Here is a 26,718-nt window from a genome sequence, read left to right on the forward strand (position 1 = left end):
GGCAATACCGGCTTCAATAGCCACACGCGCTGTTACATCTGATGGTAGAACGCTTTCACGATACGCTGCGTCTTGTCTGTCAAAGGCATCAGTCGATGGCATAGACACCACGCGTACTTGCTTGCCTTGCGCGCTTAGCTCAGCCGCCGCATTAACGGCAAGCTCTACTTCGGAACCCGTAGCAATTAAAATAAGCTCTGGCTGGCCTTGGCAGTCTTTTAGGATATAACCACCTTTGGCAATGTTCGCCACTTGCTCTGCGCTGCGCTCTTGCTGCGCGAGGTTTTGACGAGAGAAAACCAGAGCAGTTGGCGCATCTTTCCGCTCAATCGCCAGTTTCCAAGCCACGGCAGATTCAACCTGATCACATGGGCGCCATGTGTTCATGTTTGGCGTCATGCGCAGCGAAGCCATTTGCTCAACAGGCTGGTGTGTTGGGCCATCTTCACCCAAACCAATCGAGTCGTGCGTGTAGACTTGGATGTTTTGGATCTTCATCAACGCAGCCATACGCATCGCATTACGCGCGTATTCCATAAACATGAGGAAAGTTGCGCCGTAAGGGACAAAGCCGCCGTGCAGAGCAATACCATTCATGATRGCCGTCATACCAAATTCACGCACGCCGTAGTGAATGTAGTTACCTGACGCATCTTCCGCCGATACTGATTTAGAGCCAGACCACATGGTAAGGTTGGAAGGCGCTAAGTCGGCAGAGCCGCCCAGAAACTCTGGCAGCATTTGACCAAAGGCTTCCAGCGCGTTTTGCGACGCTTTACGTGAAGCAATGTTGGCTGGGTTAGCTTGCAAGTCTGCAATAATTTGGCTGGTTTTTTGTTCCCACTCAGCAGGCAGTTCGCCATTTAGACGACGCTTAAGCTCTGCCGCTTCTGCTGGGTAAGCCGCAGCATAAGCGTCAAATTTGTCATTCCACGCCGCTTCTTTGGCTGTACCAGCTTCTTTGGCATCCCACTGGGCATACACATCCGCAGGAATTTCAAATGGACCATGTTCCCAACCCAATTGCTTGCGAGTAGCTGCAATTTCATCAGCGCCAAGCGGGGCACCGTGACAATCGTGAGAACCTGATTTATTCGGTGAACCAAAACCAATAATAGTTTTAGTACAAATTAATGTTGGACGAGGATCGGCTTTTGCCGCTTTGATCGCCGCATCGATCGCTTCAGGATCGTGGCCATCCACCGCTGGAATAACATGCCAGCCGTAAGATTCAAAACGCTTAGGCGTATCGTCAGAGAACCAGYCTTCAACGTGACCATCGATTGAAATGCCGTTGTCATCCCAAAACGCGATAAGCTTACCAAGACCTAGCGTACCCGCCAGAGAGCACGCTTCGTGTGAGATCCCTTCCATCAAACAGCCATCGCCCATAAAGGCGTAGGTGTAGTGATCGACAATGTCRTGGCCTGACTTGTTAAACTGCGCCGCTAGCGTTTTTTCCGCAAGGGCCATACCAACTGCATTGGTAATACCTTGGCCAAGWGGRCCTGTAGTTGTTTCAACACCTGGCGCGTAACCATATTCTGGGTGACCTGGCGTTTTGGAATGCAATTGGCGGAAGTTTTTCAGCTCATCAATCGACAACGCGTAGCCTGAAAGGTGCAGCAGAGAGTAAATCAGCATAGAGCCATGGCCGTTCGACAGTACGAAACGGTCACGATCGGCCCATTCAGGGTTTGCTGGGTTGTGATTTAGGTGTGAGCGCCAAAGAACTTCAGCGATATCCGCCATGCCCATTGGGGCGCCTGGGTGACCAGAATTGGCTTGTTGTACGCCGTCCATGCTAAGGGCACGAATAGCGTTAGCTAGGTGTTTGCGGGAAGACATGTTTGCTCCTGAGTGCATTAAGCGAAAAACAGATTTGAATGTCCTTTATTCTCTCAGAGCGTTCAGGCCACTGCAAACGTTTTACTGACTAATACGCGCTCTCTAGTAACTTTAAAAACTAATATAACAATCAACAATATCTGGATTCTAAAAAGCAAACAATTGAATATGAAATAGTAAAAAAAGCTTGAAATTAGCACTCGCAAAACTAAAATAGACGTCTAGAAGTAGATACACCTACTATTATTGAACCTATTCTATACTAGTGAATGAGCGCATTCACTATCCCAAATTAAAGCGGAGCTATCATGGCTAAACACCTGTTTACTTCTGAGTCAGTATCAGAAGGTCATCCAGATAAAATTGCAGACCAAATTTCCGATGCAGTGCTTGATGCGATTATTGAACAAGACCCTAAAGCTCGCGTTGCTTGTGAAACCTACGTCAAAACTGGCATGGTGATGGTAGGTGGTGAAATCACAACCTCAGCATGGGTAGATATCGAAGAGCTAACTCGTCAAACCGTTCGTGATATTGGCTACATCAACTCAGAAATGGGCTTTGATGCCGATTCTTGTGCCATTCTAAACACCATAGGTAAGCAATCACCAGATATTAACCAAGGTGTCGATAAGAGCGACCCTAAAGAGCAAGGCGCTGGTGACCAAGGCATCATGTTTGGTTACGCAACCAATGAAACCGATGTGTTAATGCCAGCTCCAATCACTTACTCTCATCTGCTGGTTCAAAAACAAGCCGAAGTACGTAAAAACGGTACCCTCCCTTGGCTAAGACCTGATGCTAAGTCTCAAGTTACGTTTCAGTATGATCAAGGCAAGATCGTAGGCATTGATGCAGTTGTACTTTCAACTCAACACAGTGAATCTATCTCTACACCTGATCTTCGTGAAGCGATAATGGAAGAGATTATCAAACCTGTTCTTCCTTCTGAATGGTTAAACAAAGATACCACTTACTTCATCAACCCAACAGGCCGCTTTGTTATTGGTGGACCTATGGGTGACTGTGGTCTAACGGGTCGTAAAATCATTGTCGATACCTATGGTGGTGCAGCCCGACATGGTGGCGGTGCATTCTCAGGAAAGGATCCATCTAAAGTGGACCGCAGTGCCGCTTACGCAGCACGTTATGTAGCAAAAAATATTGTTGCTGCTGGACTTGCAGAACGCTGTGAAATTCAGCTTTCTTACGCCATAGGCATCGCCGATCCAACGTCTATTATGGTGGAAACATTCGGTACAGAAAAAGTGTCTAAGGAAGTCATTGTCGAAGCAGTTCGTCAACACTTTGATTTACGCCCATACGGTCTTCAAGAGATGCTTAATCTTCTTCAACCAATTTATAAAAAGACTGCAGCCTACGGTCACTTTGGTCGTGAAGAATTCCCATGGGAAGCGACAGATAAAGCAGTGCTACTGCGTGAGTTTGCAGGCCTAAATTAATCTAATTAAATTGACCTATTAACAAAGGGCTTCTGGATATCTAGAAGCCCTTTGTTTTATGCCACAAAAAGCAATAAGCAAATTTGTAATTTTTTGTTAAGGGGTCAATAGTTAACAAAAGGTTAAGAAACGAATGGTGATTTCTTAACCCACAAGTTACAGATGCGCAGCTTAACCAGCGGTCGCAAAGCCGAGCATCGTGTTCCAACACGCCACTTTCAAAGAAAAGTGGCCTATGACTGAGAATCGATCAAGGAGGATATATGCCTCGTACGGTGAACCAACAAGAAGATATGGATCAAAAACAACAACCCGTGCCGGACAGTGAATATGCGCGTACAATCCCATGTAACGAGCTCAATGTATCGGCGCCTTTTCATTGGTTATCACTCGGTTTACAAGATTTTATACGTGTTCCTCTAATTAGCGGGTTTTATGGTTTATGTTTTATGGCCGCAGCAATAGGAATCGTATTACTTGTTCAGTGGCAAGGCACGCATCTGGTTGTAATGCCAAGTTTAATTGTGTACGGATTGATAGGTCCCTTCCTTGCTTTAGGACTCTATGATGCGGCTTGGGAACTGGAAAAAGGTCACAAGCCAAAGCTATTACACTCAATGAAAGCCATTGGACGTAACTCTTCGTCACAATGGGCGTTTGCTGTGATGCTCGCAGTATGTATGATTTTCTGGATGCGGATTGCTGCCCTTCTTCATGCTCTTTATCCCTCTGTCCAAGGTGCTCCTATTACCGATTTTCTGCCTTTTCTGGTAATAGGTTCACTTGTAGGGTTTGTCTTAGCAGCCATCGTATTTAGTATTTCAGCCTTTTCCATTCCGCTGATGATGGAGCGCAGAGTCGATATGATGACGGCAGTATTCACCAGCTTTAACGCTGTCAAATCCAACATTCCAGCCATGATTGTCTGGGCTGGCATTATTTGTGGCGGGATTTTAATTGGGTTTGCGACATACGGGATAGGCATGTTTTTCACTATACCCATTTTAGGTTACGGAACCTGGCATGCTTACCATGAGGCAATAAGGAAAAAGCACCATTAGTACTCTTGCTTGATTCGTTATACTATTCGCCCCATTACTTGGGGCGAATTTATTGGGAGTCGTTGTGGACAAAGAACTTAGCTATCGCGCACAACAAATTATGGCAAAGTATGTAGTCATAGCTAAACAGCACTTTCAGCACTCCTTTACCATGCCAACAATCAACTATCGCCTCAAAGGTAAAGCAGCGGGAAAAGCGTACTTACAGCTCAATGAAATCCGTTTAAATCCCATTCTTTTCATCGAGAATCAACAAGCCTTCTTACAAGAAGTGATTCCACATGAAGTTGCTCATCTTATTACCTATCAGATGTATGGCAGAGTCAAACCCCATGGAAAAGAGTGGCAGAGCATAATGACATCCGTATTTGGTATCAACGCCAACACCACTCACGATTTCGCTCTAGATTCAGTGCAAGGAAAAATCTATCAATACCAATGCGGATGTCGGCGCCACCCACTCACCATACGTCGCCATAATAAAATTCAGCGCAATCAAAATTCGTATAGCTGCAAGGCCTGCCAACAAACATTGATTTACGTAGAGTCATAACTACTTGTCACTAGTTGCCTGCTCGATGACGCTAAGCCCATCGCAAAGCCGAAAAAAACCACCGCTAACTTTGTTCGACCTACCCTTGTTTTTTACCCCTAACGCATCCATGTTAGGAGTTAAATTATTTCTTTTCCGGATATTTACCCTGATGCGAATCCCACGAATTTACCACCCTCAAGCAATCACTCAGCTCGGAAACCTAAACCTAAGCGAAGATGCAGCAGGCCATGTGGGAAGAGTTCTGCGTATGAAAACCGAACAGCAAGTGATACTCTTTGATGGACTAGGTGCAGAGTATCCCGCTGTCATCACAGAAGTCACAAAAAAAGCCGTCCAAGTAGAGGTCACTGAGCGCATCGAGCGAAATAGTGAATCTCCACTTAATCTTGATTTGGGGCAAGTGATATCGCGTGGTGATAAGATGGAATTCACCATCCAAAAGTCGGTTGAACTCGGCGTCAATACCATCACTCCACTAATATCGGAAAGATGCGGGGTAAAACTCGACCAAAAGCGCTTTGATAAAAAGCTGTCTCAATGGCAGAAAGTTGCCATCAGCGCTTGTGAACAAAGCGGCAGAAATATCGTCCCTGAAATCCGCCCTGTCATGTCATTAGAGCAGTGGTGCACAGAGAAGTACGATGGTTTAAAGCTCAATTTACACCCAAGAGCAAGGTATTCGATTAATACTCTACCGACACCGGTTAACAAAATACGTCTGCTTATTGGCCCAGAAGGCGGGCTGTCCAGTGAAGAAATCGAAAAAACAAGACATTACCAGTTTGAGGATATCCTGCTAGGCCCACGAGTGCTGCGCACGGAAACGGCTGCTTTAACTGCTATAACAGCCCTACAAGTTCGCTTTGGTGATCTTGGCTAATGGAGAAAACAATGATCAAATTAGGCATAGTGATGGATCCAATAGAGGCCATCAACATCAAGAAAGACTCAAGTTTTGCCATGATGTTAGAAGCTCAGCGTCGTGGTTACGAGATCCACTACATTGAAATGGCTGATCTTCATCTTGATCAAGGCATTGCGATTGCAGATACCAGAATCGTCTGTTTAAAAGAAGATCCAAATGATTGGTTTAAATTTAAATCTCAGCAAACCATTGAGCTAGGGAGTCTTGACGCAATATTGATGCGTAAAGATCCTCCGTTTGACACAGAATACATCTACGCAACCTACATTTTGGAACGTGCAGAGCAACAAGGTAGCTTAATCGTTAATAAGCCTCAAAGCCTACGTGATTGTAATGAAAAGCTATTTACCGCTTGGTTCCCTGAGCTGACACCGACAACAATTGTCACGCGTAAAGCGGATAAAATTAAGCAATTTCGTCAACAGCATGGAGATGTGATCCTCAAGCCATTAGATGGCATGGGAGGTGCATCTATTTTTCGTGTCAAAGCTGAAGACCCAAATGTGTCTGTGATCATTGAAACCTTGACTAATCATGGCCAGAACTATGCCATGGCGCAAACTTTTGTACCAGACATCAGCAACGGTGACAAACGGATTCTGATTGTCGACGGTGAAGTTATGCCATATTGCCTCGCTCGTATTCCGGCAAAAGGAGAAACTCGCGGCAACCTTGCCGCAGGAGGGACAGGGGAAGCAAGGCCTCTGACTGATACAGATAAACAGATAGCAGCGGCTGTAGCGCCTACACTTAAAGAGAAAGGTTTGATATTTGTAGGTCTGGACGTCATTGGGGATAAGCTGACTGAGATAAATGTAACCAGCCCAACCTGTATTCGTGAAATAGAGGCTGAGTTTGATATCTCAATAACGGGCAAGCTAATGGATGCAATAGAGCGTCGTATCGGCAAGCAGTAACTGCCCAAGGATCATAGGTGCATAAGGTGCACCTGAGTTTACGCTGGAGTAACTATGAATTTAACCAACCACTTTTTAGTTGCGATGCCAGGGATGAAAGATCCCTACTTCCAACGCAGTGTCATCTATGTGTGTGAGCACAATGATGACGGAGCTATGGGTTTAATGATTAATGCTCCTATCGACATCACAGTGGGTAAAATGCTCAAACAAGTTGATGTTGAGGCAGCGCAGCCTCAGCTCAAAACAGGTAGTCTAGAAAAGCCCGTTCTCAATGGTGGACCTGTATCTGGCGACCGAGGATTCATTCTCCACCAGCCAAAAGATCATTATGAATCCAGTATTCAAATGACTGACGCTATATCTGTCACTACATCGAAAGATATACTGGCAGTACTCGGCACAGAAGAAGAACCCACTGAATATATCGTAGCTTTGGGTTACTCGGGTTGGGAGCCTGGGCAACTGGAAGTCGAGCTTTCTGAAAACTCTTGGTTAACCATTGAAGCCGACCCTGATGTGATGTTTAACACCCCCATCAATGAACGCTGGCAAAAAGCCGTACAAATGCTCGGTATCGATGCCTCCCAACTATCCAGTGATATTGGTCACGCCTAACATTTTTTATTTATTATTATGTCTAAAACAATTATGGCTTTTGATTTTGGCACTAAAAGTATTGGTAGTGCCATAGGCCAAGAAGTCACTGGTACAGCGTCCCCTCTTAAGGCATTCAAAGCCAATGATGGTATTCCTAACTGGAATGACATCGAAAAGCAGATTGAAGAGTGGCAACCCAATTTATTAGTTGTCGGTTTACCGACAGATCTCCATGGTAAAGATCTTGAGAGTATTACACAAAGAGCACGGAAATTTGCCAAAAGGCTGCACGGTCGTTTTGGTTTGCCAGTGGAACTTCATGACGAACGGCTTTCAACTACAGAAGCCCGATCAGATCTCTTCAACAGAGGTGGATATAAGGCGCTGAGTAAAGGCAATGTCGACTGTCAGTCTGCAGTCGTGATCCTTGAGAGTTGGTTTGAAGCCCAATATGGTTAGCTAAAATATCGAGCTCAATTAATCCATATCGATTTTCACGTCGGATAAAGCACCACCACCAAAACTATCCCCTCGGTTCGTTTTGAGCATGATGCGTAAATCATTCGCTGAATCAGCACTGTGAAGCGCATCATCTTCTGTGATCTTGTCGTCAATGACCAACTGATACAGTGCCTGATCAAACGTCTGCATCCCCGATTGTTGGGATTTAGCCATGGTTACTTTAAGTTCATGAAGATCGCCGCGGCGGATCAGATCCGAGACTCTTGGGCTATTGAGCAAGATTTCAAACACACCATGTCGACCATTGCCATTTTTATCACGAAGCAATTGCTGAGCGATCACACCTCGTAAGTTCATCGACAAATCGAATAAAAACTGCTCTTTTTGCTCTTTAGGTACAAGGTGAAGAATACGTTCAAGCGCTTGATTGGCATTGTTTGCGTGTAACGTCGCCATACATAAATGACCCGTTTCAGCAAAACTCATCGCAAACTCCATCGTTTCTCGAGATCGTATTTCACCGATCAAAATCATATCTGGCGCTTGTCGCAAAGAGTTTTTTAAAGCCACTTCATAACTGTCAGTATCTAGACCAACTTCACGTTGAGTAACAATGCATTTATCGTGATCATGTACAAACTCTATGGGATCTTCAACAGTAAGGATATGCCCACTTCGATGACTGTTTCGATATCCTGTCATGGCCGCCATAGTGGTCGATTTACCAGAACCTGTCGCGCCCACCACTAAAACCAACCCACGTTTGGCAATCGACAAATCTCTCAGGGTTTCTGGCAGTTTCAATTGCTCAAAAGTCGGAATACTGGTTTCAATACGTCGAATGACAGCCCCAGGTAGCTCTCGCTGGAAAAATGCCGAGATCCTAAAACGGCCAAAATCTTTCACTACAGCAAAATTGGCTTCTCGGCTTTGAGCATATTCCTTTTGACGCTCTTCATCCATCATGCTGTGTAATAAAGTGAATACCGATTGAGATGACAAAGTATCACCAATGGGCTTCAATTCCCCGTTAACGCGATAGAGAAGAGGTGCACCGACAGTGATATATAAATCCGATGCCTTTTCACTCAACATCCCTTGTAAGCAAGCATTGATATCCATTATATCCTCTCTACATCATTCCAGATTCAGCTTCAATTTTCTTCGCCACTTCTTCAGCATCAACAAGTCCCTGAGCAATCAATTGTTTCGAATGCTGCTCCATCGTCTGCATACCATGCGCCGCACCGGTTTGAATAACAGACTGCATCTGAGCAACTTTATCTTCACGGATTAGGTTTCTAATCGCTGGCGTCGCCATCATAATCTCATGGCAAGCTACTCGGCCCCCGCCCACTTTCTTTAGTAGCTTCTGTGCAATGACAGCTCTGAGTGATTCTGAGAGCATTGAGCGAACCATGCCTTTATCACTACCCGGAAATACATCAATAATACGGTCGACGGTTTTCGCAGCTGAACTAGTATGTAAGGTACCAAACACAAGGTGTCCTGTTTCCGCTGCAGTAAGAGCAAGGCTTATTGTTTCTTGGTCTCTAAGCTCACCAACCAAAATAACATCAGGATCCTCACGTAAAGCACTACGCAAAGCATTATTAAAGCTATGAGTGTCTTTATGCACTTCACGCTGGTTCAGCAAGCACTTGTTATTGGTATGTACAAATTCAATTGGATCTTCAATGGTCAAAATATGTTTGTTATGGTTGCGATTAATATAATCAACCATGGCAGCCAGTGTCGTGGATTTGCCTGATCCAGTTGGTCCTGTTACAAGGATCAAACCTTTTTCCATATTAGAAATACTTTCAAAGATCGCAGGCGCTTCCAATTGTTCTAACGTGGGGATCACAGTAGGTATAGTCCGAAATACAGCAGAGCATCCTCGCGATTGATTAAACGCATTAACACGAAAACGACCAACATCTGGAAGTTCAAATGAAAAATCAACTTCTAAATGCTCCTCAAATTCGCTACGCTGGGAGTCACTCATAATATCTGAGATTAACCGATGAACCTCAGAATGACTCAGCGCTGGTACTCCAAGCTTTCTGACTTCTCCATCAATACGTATCATTGGGGATACACCTGCAGAAAGATGTAGATCTGACGCGTTATGCTTTACACTAAAGTCCAGTAATTCAGCAATATCCATTTCAACCCCTTACTAAAGTTAGCTATGAGTAGTATTGAACAAAATATTGAACAAATAAGCTCACAAATGAGAATGGCACAACAAAAGTGTGGACGCCCTACGGGCTCTGTGCAACTTCTGGCGGTCAGTAAAACGAAACCCACACAAGCGATTCTCGAAGCAGCTGTCGCTGGCCAAGTAGCCTTTGGGGAGAATTATGTTCAGGAAGGTGTTGATAAAGTTGCTTATTTTTCTGACAACCATCCGGATTTAGCTCTAGAGTGGCACTTTATTGGACCGATACAGTCCAATAAAACTCGCCTTGTCGCGGAAAGCTTTGCGTGGGTACATACCATAGATAGAGCGAAAATAGCCCAGCGGCTAAACGATCAACGTCCACAAGGCATGCCGCCCCTGCAAGTGCTTATCCAAGTCAATACCAGCAGTGAAGATTCAAAATCAGGAGCTAGTGAAGAGCAAGAAATCTTTGCACTCGCAGAGTTGATTTCTTCACTACCAAACCTCACTTTAAGAGGGTTGATGTCAATTCCTGCCAATGTCGCTAGTTATGACTTACAATTGGCTGCATTTACTCACTTGGCAGAACTCAAAGAGGCTCTTGCCAAACGCTCTCCAAATCTGCCCATCGATACGCTATCTATGGGGATGAGTGGAGATATGGAGGCCGCGATTGAAGCAGGCAGCACTATGGTACGCATCGGGACGGCGATTTTTGGGGCTCGTGATTACAAAAGTAAGCCTCAAACCAAATAGAAAGAGTAACAATGGAACATAAAAACATCGCCTTTATTGGCGCGGGTAATATGGTGAAGGCTATCGTCTCTGGTCTAGTCACTGGGGGCTACCCAGCCTCTTGCATCACAGCAACGGCACCTTCAGAAACAAGACGTAGGCCGCTAGAACAAGAGTTTTCAATTAACACTACGAGCGACAATATTGCCGCCGCAGAGCAAGCCGATGTCGTCGTATTATCCGTCAAGCCGCAGATGATGCAAGACGTGTGCGCTGACCTGCAATCGATAGACTGGTCAAACAAACTTGTTATCTCGATTGCAGCTGGCATTAATTGTCAGCGTTTATGTGAAATGCTCGATCACAACTTAAACATTGTTCGCGTCATGCCAAATACGCCTTCACAGCTTGGCCTAGGCATGAGCGGCATGTTTGCACCAACGCAAGTCAGTGAATCGGATAAGGCTTTTGCTAACACTTTGATGAGCGCGGTAGGCAAAACTTGCTGGGTACAAAAAGAGAGTGGTATCAACAACGTAATTGCAGCAGCCGGAAGTGCGCCTGCCTACTTCTTTTTGTTTTTAGAGGCCATGCAAGCTGAAGCTATTACGCAAGGTTTTGATAAACATACCGCGCGAGAGCTGGTTCAGCAATCTGCTTTAGGCGCCGCACACATGGTCGTTGCCAACCCAGATATAGAGTTATCGACGCTACGAGAGCAAGTAACGTCAAAAGGTGGAACTACAGCAGAAGCATTGCGCACATTTAACCAACACCAACTTTCGGATATAGTGTCAAAAGCCATGCAGGCTGTAGTTGCACGTGCCGAAGAAATGGAACAACAGTTTTAAATCTTCTGAGCCTTGAGCTCTATGAAATTAAGGGTAATCTATGAATTCAATGAGTTTTCTAATTTCCACCCTGTTTGATCTTTACATTATGGTAGTGATCTTACGTATTTGGTTGCAGGCTGCACGCGCAGATTTCTACAACCCGTTTTCACAGTTTATTGTTAAAGCGACTCAACCTGTGGTTGCACCACTTCGCCGAATCATACCCTCGGTGGGTAGTATCGATCTTGCTACCGTGTTCTTTGCTTATGTACTGTGCATTCTGAAGTTTGTGGCGATTATATTTATCGCCTCCAGCGGCTCAGTATCTTTTAGTGCCGATTTCTTCTACCTAGGCCTGCTTTCTCTGATTAAAGCTGCGGGTGGGTTATTATTCTGGGTACTTCTCATTCGTGCAATTTTAAGTTGGGTCAGTCAAGGTCGCAGTCCAATTGAGTATGTATTCCATCAATTAACTGAACCTATGCTTGCGCCAATTAGACGCATCATCCCAGCCATGGGTGGATTTGATTTAAGTGTATTAGTCCTTTTCATTGGCTTGCAGTTCGCTAACTTCTTAATGGGCGATCTTATTGGATCAATTTGGTACCAACTGTAACCAACACATACCCCAAACAGTTAGATAGAAAAGCCATCGCGAGATGGCTTTTTCTTTATTGACCTAGCGTATTTGTAAAGCCGTATATTATGGATGAGAAGCTTTGTGCACCAGTGTATCATCGGATAGAAGTGTCTCAGCTATCGATATAAATTAGTTATTTAGGAAGAAAAAATGAAAACATGGATCACTCTAACACTCGCGAGTTTATTTGCTCTGCCAAGCTTTGCTGGACAATTCAAAAACATCAAAGAAATTGAAGTTCATTACTCAGCCTTCAACTCAACTTTCCTTACTCCACAAGTTGCCAACAGCTACCAACTTAAGCGTAATGGTTACTCCGCCGTTCTAAACATCAGTGTTCTAGATACTTACCAAGCAGGAAAGCCTGCGATAACTGCCAAAGTGAAAGGACAGGCGAAAAATCTGATTGGTCAAATCAAACCTCTTGAATTCACCCAAGTAAAAGAAGGCAGTGCAATATACTATTTGGCCGAGTTTTCTATTTCTGACAAAGAGAATCTAACTTTCGATATTGACATCAATGCTGGTAATAAAGGCACTGGAAGGTTAAAGTTCTCCCAGAAATTTTATGTAGAAGAATAAGCATAAGGGCAACTTCCAAGGCAAAACCATGAATAAAAACAAAATTGTCCTCGCCACTGGTAATCAAGGCAAAGTTCGGGAGATGGCTGACCTGATCGCTGATTTTGGGTTCGATGTGGTCGCTCAAAGTGAATTTGAGGTTTCAGAGGTCGCTGAAACGGGTACAACATTTATAGAAAACGCCATCATCAAAGCTCGACATGCCGCCAAAGAAACAGGGCTGCCCGCGATCGCTGATGATTCAGGATTAGAAGTCGACTTTCTTAATGGTGCACCTGGCGTTTACTCTGCTCGCTATGCAGGGGAAGAGGCTACAGATAGACAAAATATCGATAAGTTACTTGCCGCTATGCAGAATGTTCCTCAGGAGCAGCGAAGTGCTCGTTTTCACTGCGTTCTAGTGATGATGCGCCATGAACTCGACCCAACTCCAATTATTTGTCACGGCACATGGGAAGGTAAAATTCTTACTAGGGCTCATGGTCAAAATGGTTTTGGCTACGATCCTGTGTTCTTTGTTCCAGAAGAAAACTGCGCTTCAGCAGAACTTGAACCACAGCGAAAGAAACAGCTTTCACATCGTGGTAAAGCTCTACAGAAGCTCTTTAGTCAATTATCTGCGCAGCCTTTGTAGTCTTGCCTGAAATGAGTCAATTAATACCTCCAGCATTAAGCCTTTATGTACACATTCCATGGTGTGTACAAAAGTGCCCCTACTGCGACTTTAACTCTCACGCACTAAAAGCGGATATCCCAGAGCAAGATTATATTGCTGCACTGCTGCAAGATCTCGATACAGATATAGAGCGTTATCAAATAAGCTCGAACCCGAGACAACTGCACTCTATTTTTATCGGTGGTGGCACCCCTAGCCTATTTTCAGCAAAGGGAATCGCCGAGCTACTTCAAGGCATAGAAACGAGAATTCCGTTTAAATCTGGTATTGAGATAACCATGGAAGCCAATCCGGGTACGATTGAAGCTGAGCGCTTTGTTGGGTACCAAAAAGCAGGCATCACGCGCATATCAGTTGGCGTGCAGAGCTTTGAGCAATCCAAACTCAATAAGCTTGGCCGTATTCATGGTCAAGATGAAGCGGTAAATGCCGCCAAGCTGGCTCATAACATAGGCTTGTACAGCTTTAACCTCGACTTAATGCACGGTCTACCGGATCAATCACTTGACCAAGCCTTAAACGACTTAGAAAAAGCGATTGAACTCTCACCACCTCATTTGTCTTGGTATCAATTGACCATTGAGCCCAATACACTATTTCATTACAAGCGCCCAACCTTACCTGACGACGATGCCTTGTGGGACATTTTCGAACAAGGACACCAAAAGCTTACTGAGGCTGGCTACGTGCAGTATGAAATCTCTGGTTACAGTAAGCCTGATCATCAGTGCCAACATAACCTCAATTATTGGCGCTTTGGCGATTACTTAGGTATTGGTTGCGGGGCTCACGGTAAGCTTAGTTTTGCTGATGGGCGAATCATTCGCACGACTAAAATCAAGCATCCCAAGGGCTACCTCGCCGCCTACGATAATATGGTTAAACCCTACCTCTACAATGAGGAAGAAGTGGCACTAGACGATCGCCCATTTGAATTTTTTATGAACCGCTTCCGCCTTCTCGAAGCTTGCCCTCAGAAAGATTTTCAAAGCACGACAGGCCTTAGCTTTGAAGCGATAAGAAAGCCCATGGATTGGGCTATCAGTATGAACTACATCAGCGAAAGCGAAACACACTGGCAAGTGACAGAAAAAGGTAAACTCTTTCTTAATGACTTGCTAGAAGCGTTTATGGTGGATAGTGACTAATACAAACATCCCGTATTACTGCGGGATGTTTGATACCATGTAGTCGCGATTTTGAATACTAAAAGATCGAACGTCCAATGCGCTCTGACAAAAGCTCTAATGCCCTTGTGCCGGCCAAAGAGTTTCCTGAAGGGTCAAGCTCTGGAGACCAAACCGCAATGGTCATTTCTCCAGGCACTATGGCAATAATACCTCCACCAACACCAGACTTACCCGGCATTCCTACCCGATAAGCAAACTCTCCAGCACCATCATATAAACCACAAGTTGCCAACAATGCGTTCAATTGTTTGGTTTGAGTTGGGGTCACGACAGGTTTGCCAGTCTGAACAGACGTACCTTTATTGGCCAGATAACTAAAGGTTTTTGCTAAATCAACACAGCTCATTTTCAAGGCACATGCATGAAAATAGTTATTCAATACGGGAATAACATCATTATCGAAATTGCCAAATGAGCGCATCAAATAAGCAATCGCGGCGTTACGATCGCTGTGCATCATTTCTGATGCCGCAACGACTTTGTCGTAGCAAATATGAGTGTCACCAGAGAGTTGGCGAACAAATTCAAGCAGCCTTTGACGAGGTGCTGACAAGCGGCTTTGCAACATATCCGCGACAACAATCGCCCCTGCATTAATAAAAGGATTTCGCGGAATGCCTTGTTCCATTTCGAGCTGAATAAGAGAGTTGAACGCCTGCCCTGACGGTTCTTTACCTACTCGGGACCAGATTTCTTCTGGCGTATAGATATCCATGGCTAAGGTTAAACTTAACGCTTTTGAAATAGATTGGATGGAAAAGGCTTCATCTGCATCACCAGCTTTAATCACCTTTCCTTGATTGGTAAAAACAGCGATCGCCAGTTTTTTCGCAGGAACGTTTGCTAAAGCAGGAATATAATCAGCCACTTTCCCTTGTCCGATCAATGGCCGAACTTCTTGTAAAATATCGGCTAATATCTCTTTTGTTGGTTTCATTGCTTACCTATTTTGTAAAGGCTTATTATTTTTCTTGTAGGGTAAAAAAAGCCAACACTTGATGCTGGCTTCCTCATTCACATTAATATGCGGGCGACTTAGCTAACACGTCTAAATTTAATATCCCAAACACCATGTCCAAGGCGATGACCACGAGCTTCAAACTTGGTCAAAGGACGATCTTCAGGGCGAGGAACAAAGTCACCATCCTGAGCGATATTCTCATATCCTGGCGCTTGATTCATCACTTCAATCATATGCTGGGCATAATTTTCCCAATCAGTTGCCATATGAAAGACGCCTTCTCCGATGGTCAATTTCTGACGGACCATCTCAGCAAAGTCTAGTTGAACAATACGACGCTTGTGATGGCGTTTCTTATGCCAAGGGTCTGGGAAGAACAACTGCAAAGTCGAAAGACTGCTATCTGGAATCATATTTGCAAATACTTCCACCGCATCATGACACATGGCTCTAAGATTTGTCAGACCAGCGTCACGAGCATCAGAAAGGCAGGCACCAACACCTGGACTATGAACTTCAATACCTAAGAAGTTCTTTTCTGGTGCATTTTTTGCCATTTCAACCAAAGACGCACCCATACCAAAGCCAATTTCAAGTACGACGGGGTTATCATTACCAAACACTTCTTTCCAATTAAGAAGTTCTGGCTGATAGTCGATCCCCATCGTCGGCCAACATTCATTCATTGCGTTTTCCTGACCTTTGGTTAACCGACCTTCACGGCGCACAAAACTGCGTACTTTCCGTATCAGCTTACCGTCTTGATTGTATTCGTTAGTGGTCACTTCACTCATGATTTTGCCTGTTTAAAAATTGCTCTCGACTTTAGGGGATTGTGATTATCCAAAGAATCAGCACTGGTGCAAGTTTTTTAATGTATTTGGCATAGAATAAACCCTTACTCTTTATCGGTTGAACTTTACCCATATTCTGTGATGCAATTTTACCTAACTACACAATAATATTGAGCAAGTCGTGACCCCTTTTGCCAACGCCATTCTGACATGGTATGAAAGCTATGGAAGAAAAGACCTTCCATGGCAACAAAATAAAACTGCTTATAGCGTATGGTTATCCGAAATTATGCTTCAGCAAACACAGGTAACTACGGTAATTCCCTACTATCTACGTTTTTTAGAGCGATTCCCAACCGTCTTAGATCTGGCCAACGCGAATCAAGATGAGGTTCTGCACCTTTGGACAGGCTTAGGTTACTATGCAAGAGCAAGAAACTTACACAAAGCCGCTCAAATGGTTGCAAATCGGTATCAAGGCGAGTTTCCACTGAATATTGATGAAATGAATGCATTGCCTGGCATTGGCCGCTCGACGGCTGCTGCCATTCTCTCCTCTGTGTACAAGCAGCCTCATGCAATTTTAGATGGAAATGTGAAACGCACTTTGGCACGCTGCTTTGCTGTCGAAGGCTGGCCTGGTCAAAAGAAGGTTGAAAACCAATTGTGGCAGCATGCACAAACACATACGCCACACCAAGATACAGATAAATACAATCAGGCGATGATGGATATGGGAGCTATGGTGTGTACGCGAAGCAAACCCAAATGCACCCTTTGCCCAGTTTCTTCATTTTGTGTTGCACACCAGCAAGGTAACCCTCTTGATTATCCGGGTAAAAAGCCTAAAAAAGACAAGCCCATCAAAGCAACTTGGTTTGTAATCATTCACTATCAAGGCTATGTCTGGCTTGAACAACGCCCACAATCTGGAATATGGGGAGGGTTGTTCTGTTTTCCAGAAAGCCCGAACCAAGAGCTTGATAACACTCTAGATCAGCGCCAGATTAAAGAGAGCACAGTTATACGCCATCATCATTTGATCGCATTTCGCCATACCTTTAGTCACTACCATCTCGATATCACCCCAATTTTGGTGGACCTATCGAAGCAACCTGATATCGTTATGGAAGCAAACAAAGGTCTTTGGTATAACTTATCACAACCGGAAGAGGTAGGTTTAGCCGCGCCAGTGAAACAACTATTGGATAGCTTACCTGCAGAACTTCACAACTAAACCACTCGAAGGAGCCACTATGAGCCGCACCGTATTTTGTGCTCGACTACAAAAAGACGCTGAAGGATTAGATTTTCAGCTATACCCAGGAGAACTTGGTAAACGGATTTTTGATAATATTTCCAAGCAGGCTTGGGCTGAGTGGCAACACAAACAAACCATGCTTATCAACGAGAAAAAGCTCAACATGATGGATGCTGAGCACAGAAAACTGATAGAAACGGAAATGGTCAACTTCTTGTTTGAAGGCAAAGATGTTCATATTGAAGGCTATACTCCACCAAGTGAGTAGGCAATAAGCCTTAGAATTAAACATAGCGATATGGCATCAAAACTCATACTTGATGCCATTTTTTTAGGATTTATATGAATAAGTTAGCTTATTTTTTGTTAGCCATAGTTCTTACTGGGTGCAGCCGTGAATTTATCGAGAGCATCTATGACGTAAACTATGAACCGACGAATCGCTTTGCAAAGCACCTGGCTGAATTACCGGGACAATTTCAAAAAGATACCGCAGCGCTGGATGCATTGATCGACAGCTTTTCCGGCAATATCGCAAAACGTTGGGGTCGAAAAGAAATTAAATTTGCGGGCAAAAGTAACTACGTAAAATATATAGATAACTATCTCAGCCGCTCTGAAGTTAACTTCAACAAAGGCACGATTATCATAGAGACAGTTTCGCCAACGGATCCTAAAGGCCACCTCAAAAACGCTATTATCACTACCTTACTCACTCCAGACGACCCCGCGAATGTCGATTTATTCTCCTCTAAAAACATCAAACTAGAGGGAGAGCCGTTTTTATACAAACAGGTTGTCGATCAGGATAACAAACCCATTCAATGGTCATGGCGCGCTAACCGTTTCGCCGATTATTTGATTGCCAATAAGCTCAAAATAAAAGATGTCGACTTTAAAAAGGCATACTACGTTGAAATACCCATGGTTGAAGAGCAAGTCGAAATTCGCAGCTATAAGTATGCGGATATTGTCCAGCGAGCATCGCGCCGCTACGGTATTCCTGAAGACTTGATTTACGCCATTATTAAAACCGAAAGCAGTTTTAACCCGTATGCAGTCAGTTGGGCTAATGCTTATGGGTTAATGCAAGTTGTACCCAAAACAGCCGGACGTGATGTGTTCAAATTAGTCAAGAAGACATCAGGCCAACCCTCTCCTGAATACCTGTTTAATCCGGAAAATAACATTGATACAGGCACCGCCTATTTCTACATATTGAAAAACCGCTACCTTAAGGATGTACAACATCCAACCTCGTTAGAATACAGCATGATTTCAGCTTATAACGGTGGCACGGGAGGAGTATTAAATACATTTAATCGCGGCGATAGAAAACGGGCGATGCGTGATCTTAACTCGCTGCAACCCAATCAAGTTTATTGGGCGTTAACTAAAAAACACCCCAATGCGGAAGCGCGTCGTTACCTTGAAAAAGTAACAAAATTTAAAAAGGATTTTAACGCAGGCAAATCATAACGACACAAAGTGTCTAAATTATCGGCATTCAACTCGTTTTTTACATTTTTTTCTAAAAACAAGTTGACGACACGAGTGAAAATCCGTTTAATAGCGCTCCGTTGCCCGGATAGCTCAGTCGGTAGAGCAGAGGATTGAAAATCCTCGTGTCGGTGGTTCGATTCCGCCTCCGGGCACCACAATTTATTTATTGCTGGTGTTTATTCACAAGCAGTAACAAAATAAAGTGTGCCGACTTAGCTCAGTAGGTAGAGCAACTGACTTGTAATCAGTAGGTCACCAGTTCGATTCCGGTAGTCGGCACCATTTATTTGCCTCGATAGCTCAGTCGGTAGAGCAGAGGATTGAAAATCCTCGTGTCGGTGGTTCGATTCCGCCTCGAGGCACCATTATTTGGTGCTTTACCTGATAGGTAACACAAATAATTCCCCCTTAGTTCAGTTGGTAGAACGGCGGACTGTTAATCCGTATGTCGCAGGTTCGAGTCCCGCAGGGGGAGCCACTTTTAAAAAGCCTCATCAAATGATGAGGCTTTTTTATATCTAAAGTATTAAGACTTAATACTTTAAACACATCGATTGTCAAATGAACCAGCTTTGGCAATAGTTTGCCATCACAAGCCAAAGAAGTCTGAGTTCAATACAGGTTTTATCGCGATATTGCTCCAACATTTTCTATGCTTTGAATGTTAACTTTTAATACAGGCTATACACTTTTCTCACTAAATGAGTAAAAACAGCCCACTAAGTATAGAAAATCAGCAAACAATATTTTTTTTGCAATTTAATATTGACCTCAAAGACGAAAAACCGTTTAATACAACTCGTTGCCCGGATAGCTCAGTCGGTAGAGCAGAGGATTGAAAATCCTCGTGTCGGTGGTTCGATTCCGCCTCCGGGCACCACAATTTATACATTGTTGGTGTCAAGTATCCAGCAATAAGAAATAAAATGTGCCGACTTAGCTCAGTAGGTAGAGCAACTGACTTGTAATCAGTAGGTCACCAGTTCGATTCCGGTAGTCGGCACCATTTATTCCCCCTTAGTTCAGTTGGTAGAACGGCGGACTGTTAATCCGTATGTCGCAGGTTCGAGTCCCGCAGGGGGAGCCATATCTAAACTCAGTGATTATTATCATTGATAAAGTGCCGACTTAGCTCAGTAGGTAGAGCAACTGACTTGTAATCAGTAGGTCACCAGTTCGATTCCGGTAGTCGGCACCATATAATTCCCCCTTAGTTCAGTTGGTAGAACGGCGGACTGTTAATCCGTATGTCGCAGGTTCGAGTCCCGCAGGGGGAGCCACTTTTAAAAAAGCCTCATCATTTGATGAGGCTTTTTTTATACACTTAGCTCAATTATATCTTCTAGGGTTGGCGGACTATGCCAACCCATATTAGAGTGACTAGTCAGTACCGCCGACCGTCAGGGAATCCAACTTAAGCGTTGGCTGTCCTACTCCAACAGGAACACTCTGACCCGCCTTACCGCATACACCAACTCCGCGATCTATGCTCAAATCATTACCTACCATGGAAACTTGCTGCATGGCTTCGATGCCTGAGCCTATTAAAGTCGCTCCCTTAACTGGACGTGTGATTTTGCCCTTTTCGATCAGATAAGCTTCTGAGGTTGAGAATACGAATTTACCAGAGGTAATATCAACTTGTCCGCCACCAAAGTTAGGTGCGTACAACCCCTTCTCTACTGTAGAAACTATCTCTTCAGGAGTATGCTTTCCGGGCAGCATATAAGTGTTAGTCATACGAGGCATAGGTAAGTGCGCATAAGACTCACGGCGTCCATTACCTGTCGGCTCTACCCCCATCAAGCGGGCATTATGCTTATCTTGCATATAGCCCTTCAATACACCATTTTCAATCAGAGTATTGTACTGACCAGCAACACCTTCATCATCAATGTTGAGTGAACCGCGGAGATCTCTCAAAGTCCCATCATCGACAATCGTGCAAAGCTCCGACGTGACTTTCTGTCCCACCTTACCACTAAAAACTGACGACTCTTTACGGTTAAAGTCCCCTTCTAATCCATGTCCAACAGCCTCATGCAGTAACACACCAGGCCAACCTGCACCCAATACTACTGGCATAGCTCCAGCAGGCGCTGCATCTGCGTCAAGGTTAACCAGTGCCATGCGGATTGCCTCATCTGCATATTGGTAGGCGACTTTACTGCCCTGTTCTTGAGTGAGGAAAAAATCATAGTTGAACCGTCCACCGCCACCAGAGCTGCCTCGTTCACGACGCTCACCACGCTGAGCTAGGACACTAATTGATAGTCGAACCAATGGGCGAATATCACCTGCATATGTACCATCGGTTGCAGCAACGAGTATTTGTTCATGTACACCGCTGAGACTTATCGATACTTCTTTAATCAGGGGCTCTTTAGCTCGAATATAAGCATCCAATTCTTTGAGCAGCTGGGTTTTTTGTTGTTTTTGCCAACTTTCCAATGGATTCACAGCACCATATACCTGCTGGTTGCTGCTCGGTTTCAAAGCCTGAACTTGAGCGCTCTGACCTTGCTGAGCAATGCCTCTTGCCGCGAGAGCACTTTGTTTAAGTGCGTCTAGCTGGATTTGATCCGAGTAGGCAAAGCCTGTTTTTTCACCAGCAACCGCTCTAACACCGACACCACGATCGATATTAAAAGAGCCGTCTTTAATAATACTGTCTTCAAGAACTAATGACTCGTGCCAACTCGACTGAAAATAAATGTCGGCATAATCGATCTGACGCGTGGCAATACTTGCCAAAGTTTGTTCTATGTCCTGTGCGGTCAGGCCCCCTGAAGATAGCAATGCCTCTTCTACATGATTTATTGTCATAGTTAGCTCTTAAACATTTAAATGGGTTTCAAAGCGAATGTGCTTGAGTGTTGGCATCGCACAGCGCACTGCTTCAACTCGGTCTAAATCCAAGTCAACGATCAGATTGTCTGGAAGGTTACTTAAACTTGAAATAACCTCTCCCCATGGGGATATTACCATTGAGTGCCCCCAAGTTTCTCTACCACATGGATGAGTGCCAGTTTGATTTGACGCTATAATCCAGCTTTGAGTTTCAATTGCACGGGCACGTAGCAGTGATTCCCAGTGCGCCGCCCCCGTCACTGCCGTGAAGGCTGCTGGAACCAATAAAACATTGGCTCCTCGCTGAGCCAATTCACTATATAAATGAGGAAAACGCACATCGTAGCAAATTGATAAACCTAGATGACCAACGGGAGTATTAACTGTGACTATTTGATCCCCTGGCGTGAATGTTTCAGATTCCCGATAACGCTGGTGAGAGTCCGCAACATCAACATCAAACATATGCAATTTGTCATAGTGTGCCATTAACTCACCTTGGGAATTATATACCAAGGATGTCGTCGTTACTCCTTTTGCTCGGCGAATCGGCATACTCCCAATAACCAGAAAGGTCGCAGTAGATTTTGCTAACTGTGATAACTCTCTCTGAAGCTCCCCTTCAGCCAATAGCTCTGCAACCTTATGATAATTATCACCATTTCCAAAGACCAAGCTATTTTCAGGTGTAACAATGAGCTTTGCACCTTGTTCGGCCAACAATGTCGCCTGACGCTTAATATAGGCCAGATTCTCTTGTGGATCTGGCCCAGAAGTCATCTGAATAATTGCTATCTTGGGCATGGTTTATTTTCCCTATTTAATCGCTTCGCGCAGAGTTTCTGGTAACTCAAACTCTCCTTTACTCCTCGATAGCTCCTTAACCTCAGGATTATCAAGTGGCCCTTTAACTTCATAATTAACTTGGGTAAAGACTTCAACCACCGGAGATATCACCGTTGTGATTGCTAGAACATACAAAGCCGTTGTAGGTGTCACTGCAAATGCTGTAAGAACTGGAATTCCCGAAGTAATATCGGGTACAAAATTAACTTCTGCATCGACGGTTTTAGAGTTAAGGTTCGCTAGACCTTTAATTGTCATTTCACCCGCCAAAGCATCCATTTTGATATCATTAGTAAGGAATATTCCATTTTTGATATCACCGCTTCCGTTTATGGAGTTAAATGCCATTCCGCCATCAAACACATCACTAAAGTCCAGCTGCATCTTACGTATGATGGAATCTAGACTAAACAAGCCTAAAAGCCTTGCCGCTCCAGAAGCACCTGTCACTTGGCCTTTGCCTAACTTCATAGCGACATGACCCTCAAGGGTATTAACTTTCATCGACCATGGTGAGCCATCCCATTCGACTTTAGAATCGAGATCAAATGGGGCCTGCTGGATCCCAGAAGTAATGCCAAAACGCTCCATAACATCACTATTATTTTCTCCCGACATACTAATATTAAACTGAGTATGGCTTTGCTGCTCACCAAGTCGCCACGAGCCGCTCAAATCGACCTTGCTCCGACCAGTCTCAAAATTTAACTTTTTCCATTCAAGCACTTCCCCATGGCGTTCAAGATCCAAAAAGGCTTTGCCAACTTTATATCCTTGCAGCCAAAAGTCCTCGATGGCTAAGGTAATGTTGGGAATATGCTCATGGAAAGAACGTTCAAAGTCACTAATAAGTTCTTGTTGATCTCTTCCCGCTTTAAACAAGGTGACATCTTTATATTCTTTATCTAAAGCAGGAACATAGACATGTAGTCTATCTAAAGATACAGAAAGGTCATAAGGCGCTATATAGTTTGCCTCCCCTGCTGCCTCTTGACTTTCTAGACTCATATGCCAACCCAAGTTCTTCCTTTTGGCTCTGAAATCTACGTCATTCCACCAAATACCTCCCAACGTTAGCTCCTCAACATCAAGATCAATACGATGAGGCATGGGAATTTCTGGCGTATTCATACTGTCTAAGGCTGCTTTGCCTTCACTGTCCGAGTTGGATATCAAATCCACCCACTGGTCAAAGTTGAGCTTATCTAGACGAACCTGCGCGTGATGACCAGAAATCGGGCTGATTTTAAAGCTACCTTTACCAAGGACCAGATTCGTGGCTTTGAGCACAGGGGTCTCTGGGCGAATATCAATTTCGGTTTGGTATTTAAGGTTGGGTAATTGCAAACGAGCGCTGATACTTTCTTGGTTCCCTGAAGCTTGTATACGCGCTTTCCAAGTTTGATTGAGCTTTTTTTTGAAAGGATACGGATAGTCGCTAGATACCATGTTTAGATCAGCATTAGCATCAATTTGGTAAGCAAATCCAACATCATCAAGTTGAATAGCAATGCCCATTTGCCATGGGGCATGGCCATTAACTGGATCTATCCAGCGTTTGCCAAGATAAGAAGCTAAAGGTTTCAGCTCCCAATCGCCAACCACGTCGATATTAACATCGTACCCTTGTTCTGCATTTTCTCCTCTAAAATCCAATGCAACTGGTTGTTCTAGTAACCTACCTGTTAACCCCGCAGCACGAACGACATCATTATCAAACTTAATACGTCCTGACACCCTGTCTAGATTCATTTCTGGGGTTTTAATCGCAACTTTAGTATTGGTCAGATCTGCATAACCCCAAGCTCGAACTTCCTTTTCAGAATCAAAAGGTACATTGAGTTTAAAACTTGATTTCACTTCCCCTTTTACTTGGACCGTGGTCAATGCAGCGCCAACTGAGTCAACCAAGGGAGATGACATCATATAATCTCTTACTGAATTACCCTGTCCCGCTGCACTAGCTTCTATTTCTATGTGTCCACCACGCCCAAGCCTTGGTATTTGCCCTTTAATACGCGTTGCTTTGATATCAGTGAGAGTTGCACCATGAGAGTCGAGATAAAGCGAGTCGTTTTGAAAGAGTAAATCAAGCTGCAAATCGGTAATGGTTGGCCAAGCGGTATCAAAGCTAAATTTGGCATTGTTAAGACCGACCCATGCCTGAAATACACCATTATTATTGCTGTATGGAAAGTCACCTAATTCGCCATACCAAAGTAGTTTGGCAGTTTTTACCTTACCCGCTTGAATGCCACTCGATAGGTAATCGGTTAAATCACGCCCTAGAGCTAATGCTGGTAAATAACGCCAAATTTCTCCGGCATTATAAAGATCTGCTTCAGTATAAAAAGATAGGAATGGACTTTTATCTTTGGGAAAATCAAGGCGAAACTCTCCTAAGACTTGAAGGTCAGGGGTCGCCAACGTAACTTTATCTGCCCATACCGACCAACCATTAGTATCGCTTTGCCATACAATATCTAGCTCACCTTGTTTAATGTTAAGCGGCGCCTGAAATACATCACCATAAGGTAAAACATCATCGATAATAGTGACCTTTGAACTAGCTTGATAACGGCTACCGGATATATCAGCTGAAAGATGTTTGATACCAGGTAATAGCTCCCAATGCTTCATCGACCCATCATGAAGCTGCATCGAATACTTGAGTGAATCAAGATCTGAGCCTTTCATTGAGAGGCGAATATCTTCAAGAGTCCCCCCAACATTTATTGTTTCTAGTAGTTGCGATACTTGTTTTGAGTCTGGGAAAAGCTTGGCTAGAGGAGAGATAGTCTTGAGATCAAGCTGTGACACATTTAGAGACCAATCTTCAGGTTTCCATCTAAACGCAGCATCAAGCTCAGGCCAAGGCTCATGATCGGTTCGTAGCTTAAGTCCATGAGCATTAACTTGCCAACCTTGTACACTTGGTTCTAGTTGTAAAATCCCTGACTCAATAATCAGCTCATGCTGTTGACCTTCTTGCCAAATCAGTTCCGACGGTTCTAATTCAACATAAGCGCTGACGGGTTGATTATGCTCAAGATTTATCCAACTATTGAGGCTGACTTGGCCTCTCTCAATACCCGTTTCTGTTTGCAAGTACTGGGTTAGCCATGGTGTGACTAATACATTGTCGACGGCTAAATAAAACTCGCCACTAACATCAGCTAAAGAACCATGGTCAACAAAATTCGCTTTGACTTGTGCAGAGTTTAGATTGGTATCCACAATACTAATCTCACCATCTGCGATGTGATTTCGTCCCCTGTTTTGCCAAAACAACTGACTGATATCAAGCTCTCGAACTGAACCATCAATTCCTTGGAGCCGGATTTTCGAGTCTTGCAAAAGAAAACTATCCAGCTGACGTAGCAACAACTGATCGAGTTTTTCAATCACGCTTCGCTGCTCTGTTTTCGGCTGCAATACCTTTGTCCCATCAGATTCAGCCCATGTAATTGAACTTAAATCTAAATTAAGTTGGTACATGTTAAGATCGGCTATCACAGGTCTCATATCTAACAGCGATTGGATGAGATCAAACTCAACTTCAACCGTTTGTACAGAAAAATGGATGCCACTCGACTCGGGTGTATTCGCCCGAACATTTTTAAGAGATATTGAAGGATGGGTGTTACGCCAAAAACCACTGATTTGGTCAATTTCAAAGTCCAGCTGCGAACCTTGGTTGACCCAATGCTGAATTTCTCCCTTGAAATGGTTAAGTTGTGGTAGAGCTATCCTCAAGGTTGTGACAAACACAGCTAAAGTGACACAGAGGACAACCGCTAGCCACGAAAGTCCTCGAAGAATAAATTGAGTCGTTAGTCTATTCACAA

The 26,718-nt window shown here is 44.1% G+C and carries 24 protein-coding genes and 9 tRNA genes; 25 read left to right on the forward strand and 8 right to left on the reverse strand.

Annotation, left to right across the window (positions count from 1 at the left end; genetic code table 11):
- The coding region (tkt, locus tag DPF90_RS16530) for a transketolase (RefSeq protein ID WP_114787435.1) at window positions 1-1,848 on the reverse strand (1,848 nt) is incomplete at its 3' end.
- A gap of 308 nt (window positions 1,849-2,156) precedes the next feature.
- Between tkt and metK the strand changes: the two genes are divergently transcribed.
- The 7 genes from metK (at window position 2,157) to ruvX (ending at window position 7,829) form a co-directional block, all read left to right on the forward strand.
- Window positions 2,157-3,311 (forward strand): methionine adenosyltransferase, encoded by a 1,155-nt coding sequence (gene metK / locus DPF90_RS16535; RefSeq protein WP_114787436.1) that lies wholly within the window; start codon window positions 2,157-2,159, stop codon window positions 3,309-3,311.
- A 263-nt stretch (window positions 3,312-3,574) separates the two neighbouring features.
- Window positions 3,575-4,372, forward strand: coding sequence for a DUF2189 domain-containing protein (locus tag DPF90_RS16540; protein WP_114787437.1), 798 nt, complete (start codon window positions 3,575-3,577; stop codon window positions 4,370-4,372).
- Window positions 4,373-4,436: 64 nt separating this feature from the next.
- On the forward strand, window positions 4,437-4,925 hold the full coding sequence (locus DPF90_RS16545) for a SprT family zinc-dependent metalloprotease (protein ID WP_114787438.1): 489 nt from the start codon (window positions 4,437-4,439) through the stop codon (window positions 4,923-4,925).
- Window positions 4,926-5,076: 151 nt separating this feature from the next.
- Window positions 5,077-5,808 (forward strand): 16S rRNA (uracil(1498)-N(3))-methyltransferase, encoded by a 732-nt coding sequence (gene rsmE / locus DPF90_RS16550; RefSeq protein WP_114787439.1) that lies wholly within the window; start codon window positions 5,077-5,079, stop codon window positions 5,806-5,808.
- An 11-nt stretch (window positions 5,809-5,819) separates the two neighbouring features.
- On the forward strand, window positions 5,820-6,770 hold the full coding sequence (gene gshB / locus DPF90_RS16555; protein ID WP_114787440.1) for a glutathione synthase: 951 nt from the start codon (window positions 5,820-5,822) through the stop codon (window positions 6,768-6,770).
- 54 nt (window positions 6,771-6,824) lie between these two features.
- Window positions 6,825-7,388 carry a YqgE/AlgH family protein gene (locus DPF90_RS16560; protein ID WP_114787441.1) on the forward strand — a complete coding sequence of 188 codons (564 nt, stop codon included), beginning with the start codon at window positions 6,825-6,827 and terminating at the stop codon, window positions 7,386-7,388.
- 18 nt (window positions 7,389-7,406) lie between these two features.
- Window positions 7,407-7,829, forward strand: a complete 423-nt coding sequence (gene ruvX / locus DPF90_RS16565; protein WP_114787442.1) for a Holliday junction resolvase RuvX — start codon at window positions 7,407-7,409, stop codon at window positions 7,827-7,829.
- An 18-nt stretch (window positions 7,830-7,847) separates the two neighbouring features.
- On the opposite strand, the gene DPF90_RS16570 is transcribed toward ruvX, so the two are convergent.
- Complete coding sequence (locus DPF90_RS16570) at window positions 7,848-8,954, reverse strand: PilT/PilU family type 4a pilus ATPase (protein ID WP_114787443.1); 1,107 nt, start codon at window positions 8,952-8,954, stop codon at window positions 7,848-7,850.
- A gap of 10 nt (window positions 8,955-8,964) precedes the next feature.
- The gene (locus DPF90_RS16575; protein ID WP_114787444.1) at window positions 8,965-10,002 is read right to left on the reverse strand and encodes a type IV pilus twitching motility protein PilT; all 1,038 of its coding nucleotides are present in this window, start codon (window positions 10,000-10,002) and stop codon (window positions 8,965-8,967) included.
- Between the two features lie 24 nt (window positions 10,003-10,026).
- Between DPF90_RS16575 and DPF90_RS16580 the strand changes: the two genes are divergently transcribed.
- The 6 genes from DPF90_RS16580 (at window position 10,027) to hemW (ending at window position 14,613) form a co-directional block, all read left to right on the forward strand.
- Window positions 10,027-10,755: a YggS family pyridoxal phosphate-dependent enzyme gene (locus tag DPF90_RS16580; protein WP_114787445.1), complete on the forward strand. Its 729-nt coding sequence runs from the start codon at window positions 10,027-10,029 to the stop codon at window positions 10,753-10,755.
- Window positions 10,756-10,766: 11 nt separating this feature from the next.
- Window positions 10,767-11,585 carry a pyrroline-5-carboxylate reductase gene (proC, locus tag DPF90_RS16585; protein WP_114787446.1) on the forward strand — a complete coding sequence of 273 codons (819 nt, stop codon included), beginning with the start codon at window positions 10,767-10,769 and terminating at the stop codon, window positions 11,583-11,585.
- 40 nt (window positions 11,586-11,625) lie between these two features.
- Entirely contained in the window at window positions 11,626-12,183 is a 558-nt protein-coding gene (locus DPF90_RS16590; protein WP_114787447.1) for a YggT family protein, read from the forward strand.
- Between the two features lie 174 nt (window positions 12,184-12,357).
- On the forward strand, window positions 12,358-12,789 hold the full coding sequence (locus tag DPF90_RS16595; protein WP_114787448.1) for a DUF4426 domain-containing protein: 432 nt from the start codon (window positions 12,358-12,360) through the stop codon (window positions 12,787-12,789).
- A gap of 28 nt (window positions 12,790-12,817) precedes the next feature.
- Window positions 12,818-13,423: an XTP/dITP diphosphatase gene (locus DPF90_RS16600; RefSeq protein WP_114787449.1), complete on the forward strand. Its 606-nt coding sequence runs from the start codon at window positions 12,818-12,820 to the stop codon at window positions 13,421-13,423.
- 11 nt (window positions 13,424-13,434) lie between these two features.
- Window positions 13,435-14,613: a radical SAM family heme chaperone HemW gene (hemW, locus tag DPF90_RS16605; protein WP_114787450.1), complete on the forward strand. Its 1,179-nt coding sequence runs from the start codon at window positions 13,435-13,437 to the stop codon at window positions 14,611-14,613.
- 58 nt (window positions 14,614-14,671) lie between these two features.
- Here hemW and glsB read toward each other — a convergent pair whose 3' ends face one another.
- Both glsB and trmB read right to left on the reverse strand, forming a co-directional pair.
- Window positions 14,672-15,592, reverse strand: coding sequence for a glutaminase B (glsB, locus tag DPF90_RS16610; RefSeq protein ID WP_114787451.1), 921 nt, complete (start codon window positions 15,590-15,592; stop codon window positions 14,672-14,674).
- Window positions 15,593-15,690: 98 nt separating this feature from the next.
- Window positions 15,691-16,410, reverse strand: coding sequence for a tRNA (guanosine(46)-N7)-methyltransferase TrmB (gene trmB, locus DPF90_RS16615; RefSeq protein ID WP_114787452.1), 720 nt, complete (start codon window positions 16,408-16,410; stop codon window positions 15,691-15,693).
- Between the two features lie 181 nt (window positions 16,411-16,591).
- On the opposite strand from trmB, the gene mutY reads away from it, so the two are divergent.
- The 12 genes from mutY to DPF90_RS16675 all read left to right on the forward strand — a co-directional run bounded on the left by mutY (window position 16,592) and on the right by DPF90_RS16675 (window position 20,454).
- Window positions 16,592-17,647, forward strand: coding sequence for an A/G-specific adenine glycosylase (mutY, locus tag DPF90_RS16620; protein WP_114787453.1), 1,056 nt, complete (start codon window positions 16,592-16,594; stop codon window positions 17,645-17,647).
- A 19-nt stretch (window positions 17,648-17,666) separates the two neighbouring features.
- Window positions 17,667-17,939 carry an oxidative damage protection protein gene (locus DPF90_RS16625; protein ID WP_114787454.1) on the forward strand — a complete coding sequence of 91 codons (273 nt, stop codon included), beginning with the start codon at window positions 17,667-17,669 and terminating at the stop codon, window positions 17,937-17,939.
- Between the two features lie 74 nt (window positions 17,940-18,013).
- Window positions 18,014-19,150 carry a membrane-bound lytic murein transglycosylase MltC gene (gene mltC / locus DPF90_RS16630; protein ID WP_114787455.1) on the forward strand — a complete coding sequence of 379 codons (1,137 nt, stop codon included), beginning with the start codon at window positions 18,014-18,016 and terminating at the stop codon, window positions 19,148-19,150.
- 103 nt (window positions 19,151-19,253) lie between these two features.
- Window positions 19,254-19,329: transfer RNA gene (locus tag DPF90_RS16635), tRNA-Phe, on the forward strand.
- Window positions 19,330-19,380: 51 nt separating this feature from the next.
- Window positions 19,381-19,456, forward strand: a tRNA-Thr gene (locus DPF90_RS16640).
- Between the two features lie 7 nt (window positions 19,457-19,463).
- Window positions 19,464-19,539, forward strand: a tRNA-Phe gene (locus tag DPF90_RS16645).
- 37 nt (window positions 19,540-19,576) lie between these two features.
- Window positions 19,577-19,652: transfer RNA gene (locus DPF90_RS16650), tRNA-Asn, on the forward strand.
- Between the two features lie 326 nt (window positions 19,653-19,978).
- Window positions 19,979-20,054: transfer RNA gene (locus DPF90_RS16655), tRNA-Phe, on the forward strand.
- Between the two features lie 50 nt (window positions 20,055-20,104).
- A tRNA-Thr gene (locus tag DPF90_RS16660) sits at window positions 20,105-20,180 on the forward strand.
- A gap of 5 nt (window positions 20,181-20,185) precedes the next feature.
- Window positions 20,186-20,261, forward strand: a tRNA-Asn gene (locus DPF90_RS16665).
- 35 nt (window positions 20,262-20,296) lie between these two features.
- Window positions 20,297-20,372 (forward strand) — tRNA-Thr (locus DPF90_RS16670).
- Between the two features lie 6 nt (window positions 20,373-20,378).
- Window positions 20,379-20,454, forward strand: a tRNA-Asn gene (locus DPF90_RS16675).
- Between the two features lie 100 nt (window positions 20,455-20,554).
- Here the strand turns inward: DPF90_RS16675 and tldD are convergent.
- From tldD to DPF90_RS16690, 3 genes are read right to left on the reverse strand one after another with little or no spacing between them, the layout of a single operon-like run.
- Window positions 20,555-22,000 (reverse strand): metalloprotease TldD, encoded by a 1,446-nt coding sequence (tldD, locus tag DPF90_RS16680; protein ID WP_114787456.1) that lies wholly within the window; start codon window positions 21,998-22,000, stop codon window positions 20,555-20,557.
- Window positions 22,001-22,009: 9 nt separating this feature from the next.
- Complete coding sequence (locus DPF90_RS16685) at window positions 22,010-22,828, reverse strand: carbon-nitrogen hydrolase family protein (RefSeq protein WP_114787457.1); 819 nt, start codon at window positions 22,826-22,828, stop codon at window positions 22,010-22,012.
- Window positions 22,829-22,840: 12 nt separating this feature from the next.
- Window positions 22,841-26,716: a YhdP family protein gene (locus DPF90_RS16690; RefSeq protein WP_205395200.1), complete on the reverse strand. Its 3,876-nt coding sequence runs from the start codon at window positions 26,714-26,716 to the stop codon at window positions 22,841-22,843.
- Between the last annotated feature and the right edge of the window lie 2 nt (window positions 26,717-26,718).

The organism is Vibrio tetraodonis, from assembly GCF_003350295.1.
GTDB lineage: Bacteria > Pseudomonadota > Gammaproteobacteria > Enterobacterales > Vibrionaceae > Vibrio > Vibrio tetraodonis.